Source organism: Microbacterium sp. UBA3394, assembly GCF_002358725.1.
GTDB lineage: Bacteria > Actinomycetota > Actinomycetes > Actinomycetales > Microbacteriaceae > Microbacterium > Microbacterium luteum.
The window spans coordinates 44,055-51,040 of sequence record NZ_DEPK01000086.1 but is presented as its reverse complement, the minus strand read 5'-3'; the positions used below and the strand labels follow the sequence as shown (position 1 = coordinate 51,040).

Genomic DNA, 6,986 nt, shown 5'->3' with positions numbered 1-6,986 from the left:
GGCACGAGCGGCCTCATGGTCGTGGCGAAGACGGAGACCGCGTACTCGGCCCTGAAGCGGGCCTTCAAGGAGCGTGAGGTCGAGAAGATCTATCACGCGGTCGTCCAGGGGCATCCCGATCCCCTCACCGGCACGATCGACGCCCCGATCGGGCGGCATCCGTCCCATTCGTGGAAGTTCGCCGTGACCCCCGCCGGCAAGGACTCGGTGACCCACTACGAGACGGTGGAGGCGTTCCGCGGCGCTTCGCTGCTCGAGATCCGACTCGAGACCGGCCGCACCCACCAGATCCGGGTGCACATGGCCGCTCATCGGCATCCGTGCGTCGGCGATCCCCTCTACGGCGCTGACCCCAGCATGTCGGAGCGGCTCGGTCTCATCCGCCAGTGGCTGCACGCCCGCCGGCTCGGCTTCGATCACCCGGTCTCGGGGAGCCGGGTGACCTTCACATCCGCCTACCCCGACGATCTCTCGCACGCCCTCGAGGTGCTTCGGGCGGACTGACCCGAGGCGAAGGATGCCGACGCGTCAGCGACCGCCTTCGAAGACGGTGGGGCCGTCTGCGAGCGCCGCGGCGATCCGCGCGCGCATGTCGTCGTCGATGTCCGATGCGTCGAGGTCCGCGAGCGGATACCAGTCGACCTCGGTCATCTCGCCGTCGGCCGGATAGGGCTCGCCGGAAATCCACGAGCAGCGGAAGGTCAGATCGAGGTAGTCGGTCTGGTCGCCGTTCGCGTAGGTGATGCGCGGGATCTGGTGCACCCACGACAGACGGTCCACCCGGATGCGCACGGCGGCCTCCTCGGCGGCCTCGCGGACAGCGGCATCGGCCGGCTCCTCCCCGGGATCGACGATGCCCGTGATGGGCGTGAGTGCGCCGTTGTCGGAGCGGCGGCCGAGCAGCACGTGGTCGTCGCGCACGATGACGGCGGTCACTCCGGACAGGAAGAGCGGACGGGTGCCGATGAAACGACGCAGGTCGAGGATGAAGTCGGGTGTGGGCACCGCTCCACGCTAGCCGACGCTCCGGAGGTGCTCTGCGCGGTGTCCGGAGCCCGACCTAGACTCGTCGGGTGGCATCCGACTCCTTCGTTCACCTGCACGTACACAGCGAATACTCGATGCTCGACGGCGCCGCCCGCATCGACGCGATGGTGCAGGAGGCGGCCCGCCTCGAGATGCCCGCGATCGCCGTGACCGACCACGGCAACACCTTCGCGGCGTTCGAGTTCTACAAGGCGGCCAAGAACGTCGGCATCAAGCCGATCGTCGGCATCGAGGCGTATGTCACCCCCGGAACGCACCGCTCCGACAAGGCGCGCGTGCGGTGGGGATCGCCCGAGCAGTCGAGCGACGATGTGTCGGGTGCCGGTGCCTATACGCACATGACGCTGCTGTCGGAGTCCACGGAGGGGATGCACAATCTCTTCCGGCTGTCCTCGCTCGCGAGCATGGAGGGCTACTACTTCAAGCCCCGCATGGACCGCGAGATCCTGCAGAAGTACGCCAAGGGCCTCATCGCGACGACGGGGTGCCCGTCGGGGGAGATCCAGACGCGGCTGCGGCTCGGACAGTACGACGCCGCCCGCGCTGCGGCCGCCGAGTTCCAGGACATCTTCGGCAAGGAGAACTACTTCGCCGAGATCATGGATCACGGCCTGTCGATCGAGCGCCGGGTCCTGGAGGATCTCACGAAGATCGCTCGAGACCTCGACATCCCGCTCCTGGCCACGAACGATTCCCACTACACGCATCAGCACGACGCCACGAGCCATGCGGCGCTGCTGTGCGTGCAGTCCGGTTCCACCCTCGACGACCCGAAGCGGTTCAAGTTCGACGGCGACGGCTACTACATCAAGTCGCCCGCCGAGATGCGGCAGATCTTCCGCGACAATCCATCGGCCTGCGACAACACGCTGCTGATCGCGGAGCGCTGCGACGTCGAGTTCAACACGAGTGCGAACTACATGCCGCGCTTCCCCGTTCCCGACGGGGAGACCGAGGATTCGTGGTTCGTCAAGGAGATCGAGAAGGGGCTGCACGAGCGCTATCCCGGCGGTGTTCCCGACGAGGTGCGCAAGCAGGCGGAGTACGAGACCGGGGTCATCACCCAGATGGGCTTCCCCGGCTACTTCCTGGTCGTCGCCGACTTCATCAACTGGGCGAAGGACAACGGCATCCGCGTCGGTCCCGGTCGCGGTTCGGGTGCCGGGTCGATGGTCGCGTACGCCATGAAGATCACCGATCTCGACCCCCTCAAGCACGGTCTGATCTTCGAGCGCTTCCTCAATCCCGATCGTGTCTCGATGCCCGACTTCGACGTCGATTTCGACGACCGTCGCCGGGGCGAGGTCATCCAGTACGTGACGGAGAAGTACGGCGACGAGCGCGTGGCGCAGATCGTCACGTACGGCACCATCAAGGCCAAGCAGGCGCTCAAGGACGCCGGCCGTGTGCTGGGGTTCCCGTTCAGCATGGGGGACCGGCTCACCAAGGCCATGCCGCCGGCGGTCATGGGCAAGGACATGCCCCTGAACGGCATGTTCGACAAGGAGCATCCGCGCTTCAAGGAGGCGGGGGAGTTCCGCACCCTCATCGAGACCGACCCCGAGGCGAAGACCGTCTTCGACACCGCGGTCGGGCTGGAGAACCTGAAGCGCCAGTGGGGTGTGCACGCCGCGGGCGTGATCATGTCGAGCGAGCCGCTGCTGGACATCATCCCGATCATGCGCCGGGAGCAGGACGGTCAGATCGTCACGCAGTTCGACTACCCCGCGTGCGAATCCCTCGGCCTCATCAAGATGGACTTCCTGGGGCTGCGCAACCTCACCATCATCAACGACGCGCTCGACAACATCGAGATGAACCGGGGCACGCCGCTCGTTCTCGAGGATCTCGATCTCGAAGACCAGGCGTCGTACGAACTGCTGACCCGCGGTGACACGCTCGGGGTCTTCCAGCTCGATGGCGGACCGATGCGCTCCTTGCTGCGTCTGATGAAGCCCGACAACTTCGAAGACATCTCGGCCGTGCTCGCGCTCTACCGCCCGGGTCCCATGGGCGTGAACTCGCATATCAATTACGCGCTGCGCAAGAACGGGCAGCAGGAGATCGAGCCGATCCATCCCGAGCTCGCCGAGCCGCTCGCCGACATCCTCGACACGACCTACGGCCTGATCGTCTACCAGGAGCAGGTGATGGCCGTCGCCCAACGGGTCGCCGGATACACGCTCGGGCAGGCCGACCTGCTGCGACGCGCGATGGGCAAGAAGAAGAAGTCGGAACTCGACAAGCAGAAGGAGATCTTCTTCGGCGGCATGACCGAGCGCGGGTTCTCCGACGAAGCGCAGGGAACGCTGTGGCGGGTTCTGGAATCCTTCGCGGACTACGCGTTCAATAAGGCTCACACCGCCGCATACGGGCTCGTGTCGTACTGGACCGCCTATCTCAAAGCCCACTACCCGGCTGAATACATGGCGGCGCTCCTCACGAGCGTCGGCGATTCGCGAGACAAGCTCGCGATGTACCTCAACGAGTGCCGCCGCATGGGCATCAAGGTGCTCCCACCAGACGTGGGCGAGTCGATCCGCTTCTTCGCCGCCGTCGGCGAAGACATCCGTTTCGGGCTCGAGGCGGTCAGGAACGTCGGTGCGAACGTCGTCGAGGCGATCGTGCAGACGCGCCAGAGCGGACCGTTCCTCTCCTTCCACGACTTCCTGAACCGCGTTCCGGCACAGGTGGCGAACAAGCGCACGGTGGAATCGCTCATCAAGGCCGGCGCCTTCGACGAGCTGGGACACACCCGCCGGGCGCTCGTGGAGATCCACGAGGATGCCGTGGAGCAGGCCGTGCTCGACAAGCGCCGCGAGGCACACGGCGAAGTGGGGTTCGATTTCGACAGCCTGTGGGGCGACGACGAGCCGCAGCAGGTCGCGAAGGTCCCCGAGCGTCCCGAGTGGACGAAGAAGGACAAGCTGGCCTTCGAACGCGACATGCTCGGCCTGTACGTGTCCGACCATCCTCTCGCCGGGCTCGAGATCCCTCTCGCCAAGCATGCGTCGATCTCCATCCACGACCTGCTCGCGTCGGAGGAGCTGCAGGACGGCGACCAGGTGACGGTGGCGGGGCTTCTCACGAGCGTGCAGCATCGCGTCGCGAAGTCCAGCGGCAATCCCTATGGAATGGTCACCGTCGAAGACTTCAACGGTGAGGTGACGGTCATGTTCATGGGCAAGACCTACACGGAGTTCCAGACGATGCTCCAGGCCGACTCGATCCTCGTCGTGCGCGGGCGCGTGTCTCGCCGCGACGACGGACTCAACCTTCACGCGCAGGCGGCCTTCGCACCCGATCTCGGCTCGTTCGACGCGTCCGGGCCGCTGGTGCTGGCCGTCCCAGAGCAGCGGGCGACCGAGCGCCTGGTGGCGGACCTGGCCGATGTGCTTCGTCGGCACTCGGGCGACACGGAGGTGACACTGCGCCTGCACAAGGGCGGCACCGCGAAGGTGTTCGAGGTTCCGATGCCGGTGTCGGTGTCTGCGGATCTCTACGGAGATCTGAAGGGGCTGCTCGGACCCAACTGCCTGGGCTGAATCGGCTCGGCGGCGGCGTCGATCTCATGTGCGTCTCATTCGACGCGGGTAGGATCGGACGGCGCGCGAGCACTCCGCGCAAGGAAGGACGATTGTGACCGACGAGCAGTACGACGACACGACCGAGGTCCCCGAGCGGACGACCCCCGCGGGGGAGAGCACCGTCGGCGAGGAGGCCGCGGGACCGTATGGCGTCGGTCCCTTCAGCATCCGCGAAGTCGCGCTCGGAGGCGTGTGGCTGGTCGCCTTCGTCGTCTCGTTCTTCTCGGTGACCGTCGCGCGATTCGACTCGGTCTGGACGTCGGGTCTGCTGTGGATCATCACGATCGGCCTCCCGACGGCCGCGGTGTTCCTCCTGGCGCTCCGCCGGCTCTCGCCGCAGGGCATCCGCCGCGTCGGTTCGCTCGGAATCGATCAGTTCGCGTCGGTCGTGTTCTCCTTCGCCGCTCTTCTGTGGCTGCAGATGGTGTGGGAGACCGTCGCCGTGGCGATCGACAGCGGTCTGTGGCTGCGCTCGTGGGTGGTCTGGGTCGAACTGGTGCTCATGCTCGCCGGTGTCGTCCTGACCGTCTTCGCCCCCCTCATCCCCGTCTTCGCCGCGGACTTCCACGACCGCCCCGAAGTTCCCGCTCACCGGAACGCCCGTCCTGTCCGCGCGGTGGTGCCGCGTCCCGCCCGTCCGTCCGCTCCCGCTCCGGCTGCGGCTCCTGCGGCGGACGACACCGCGCCGGGGGCGGGGTGGACCGGTGCGGCAGAGGATGACGCGCCGTCCGATCGCGACGATGACGACCTCGACGTCTTCACTCCTCGCCAGACGCGCGACACCTTCGAGGCGGTCGAGCCGGGAGAGACCGTCGAAAGCGAACGCTCGGTTCGCCAGCAGGCCTTCTGGGCGCTCGTCCCCGAGGAACGCGACGTTCTCGATGAGACGGGGGCACCGCTGTTCCGCATCGGCCCGACCGCCTGGGCACTCGTGATCGAGGATCGCGGGGAGGTCTTCGTGGTGCGCGACGAAGACGGGCGCGTTGGCTACCTCCACGAGGTCGACGGCGTCACACGCGGCTGACCGCGGGCGGTTAGCCTAGAGGGATGCTCCGCACCATCGATCTGCGCGGTCGTGCGCTCACGCCCGCCGAGCTGCTCGCCGCCGTGCCGCGCGCGGGCGTGGCCAGGGCGGATGCGCTGTCCGCCGCCGCTGCCATCGTCTCCGACGTGGCCGAGCGCGGCGAGACGGCGCTCCGCGAGCAGGCGGCGCGCTTCGATCGGGTCGAGGGGCATGCGCTCCGTGTGCCGGAGGAACACTTCGTCGAGGCGCTCGATCGTCTCGACCCCGGAGTGCGGCGTGCTCTCGAAGAGGCGATCGCTCGTGTGCGTCACGCGTCGCGAGCACAGGTCCCGCCCGCGGTGACGACGGAGATCGCCCGCGGGGCTGTCATCGAGCAGCGCTGGCGTCCCGTCGCCCGCGCCGGGGTCTACGTTCCCGGCGGCAAGGCGGTCTACCCCTCCTCGGTCGTCATGAACGTCGTGCCGGCACAGGTTGCCGGTGTGGCGCGCATCGCCCTCGCTTCGCCGCCGCAGGCGGAGCATGGCGGGCGCGTGCACCCCGACATCCTGGCGGCCGCACGCCTGCTCGGAATCGACGAGGTCTACGCGGTCGGCGGGGCGGGAGCGATCGGCGCCTTCGCCTACGGCGTGTCCGAGATCGGCCTCGAGCCCGTCGACGTCGTCACCGGGCCGGGCAACAACTTCGTGGCCTCCGCCAAGCGTGTCGTCGCGGGAGTCGTCGGCGTCGACTCCGAGGCCGGAGCGACGGAGATCCTCATCGTCGCCGACGCTTCGGCGGATCCGCGATTCGTGGCGGTCGACCTCATCAGCCAGGCCGAGCACGACGAGCAGGCCTCCGCGGTGCTCGTCACGCCGTCCGCGGAACTCGCCGAAGCCGTGACGCGCGAGGTCGAGGCCCGCGTCTCCGGCACCCGCAACGCCGCGCGAGCCATCGAGGCCCTGCGCGGCGTCCAGTCCGCCATCATCCTCGTGGATGACCTCGACACCGCCATCGCCTTCAGCAACGCCTATGCGCCCGAGCATCTCGAGGTGCTGCTCGAGGACGCCCAGGTGGAGCGCTTCGTGAACGCCGGCGCCGTCTTCGTCGGCGACTCGTCGCCGGTCAGCCTCGGCGATTACCTCGCCGGCAGCAATCACGTGCTTCCCACCGGCGGCCAGTCTCGGTACACGTCGGGATTGTCCGCGTCGACGTTCCTTCGCCCTCAGCAGGTCATCCGATACGACCGAGACGCGCTGCACGCGGTTGCCGAGGGGATCCTCGCCCTCGCGAAAGCCGAGGCGCTTCCCGCGCACGGCGAGGCGGTCACCGCGCGGTTCGAGGGATAGGGG

Annotated in this window: 5 protein-coding genes; 4 read left to right on the top strand and 1 reads right to left on the bottom strand. The window is 67.7% G+C overall.

The genetic code is table 11. The features are described from left to right. Positions 1–504, top strand: a 504-nt coding sequence (locus B4E30_RS05095) for an RluA family pseudouridine synthase (RefSeq protein WP_286793806.1), incomplete at its 5' end; no start/stop codon positions are given. A 24-nt stretch (positions 505–528) separates the two neighbouring features. On the opposite strand, the gene B4E30_RS05090 is transcribed toward B4E30_RS05095, so the two are convergent. Further along, the gene (locus B4E30_RS05090; RefSeq protein ID WP_194383283.1) at positions 529–1,005 is read right to left on the bottom strand and encodes an NUDIX domain-containing protein; all 477 of its coding nucleotides are present in this window, start codon (positions 1,003–1,005) and stop codon (positions 529–531) included. Positions 1,006–1,121: 116 nt separating this feature from the next. Between B4E30_RS05090 and dnaE the strand changes: the two genes are divergently transcribed. From dnaE to hisD, 3 genes are all read left to right on the top strand, one after another. Next, on the top strand, positions 1,122–4,592 hold the full coding sequence (gene dnaE, locus B4E30_RS05085) for a DNA polymerase III subunit alpha (RefSeq protein ID WP_237673331.1): 3,471 nt from the start codon (positions 1,122–1,124) through the stop codon (positions 4,590–4,592). A 94-nt stretch (positions 4,593–4,686) separates the two neighbouring features. Continuing rightward, positions 4,687–5,658: a hypothetical protein gene (locus B4E30_RS05080; RefSeq protein WP_194383281.1), complete on the top strand. Its 972-nt coding sequence runs from the start codon at positions 4,687–4,689 to the stop codon at positions 5,656–5,658. 23 nt (positions 5,659–5,681) lie between these two features. Beyond that, positions 5,682–6,983 carry a histidinol dehydrogenase gene (hisD, locus tag B4E30_RS05075; protein ID WP_194383280.1) on the top strand — a complete coding sequence of 434 codons (1,302 nt, stop codon included), beginning with the start codon at positions 5,682–5,684 and terminating at the stop codon, positions 6,981–6,983. Positions 6,984–6,986 lie beyond the last annotated feature (3 nt).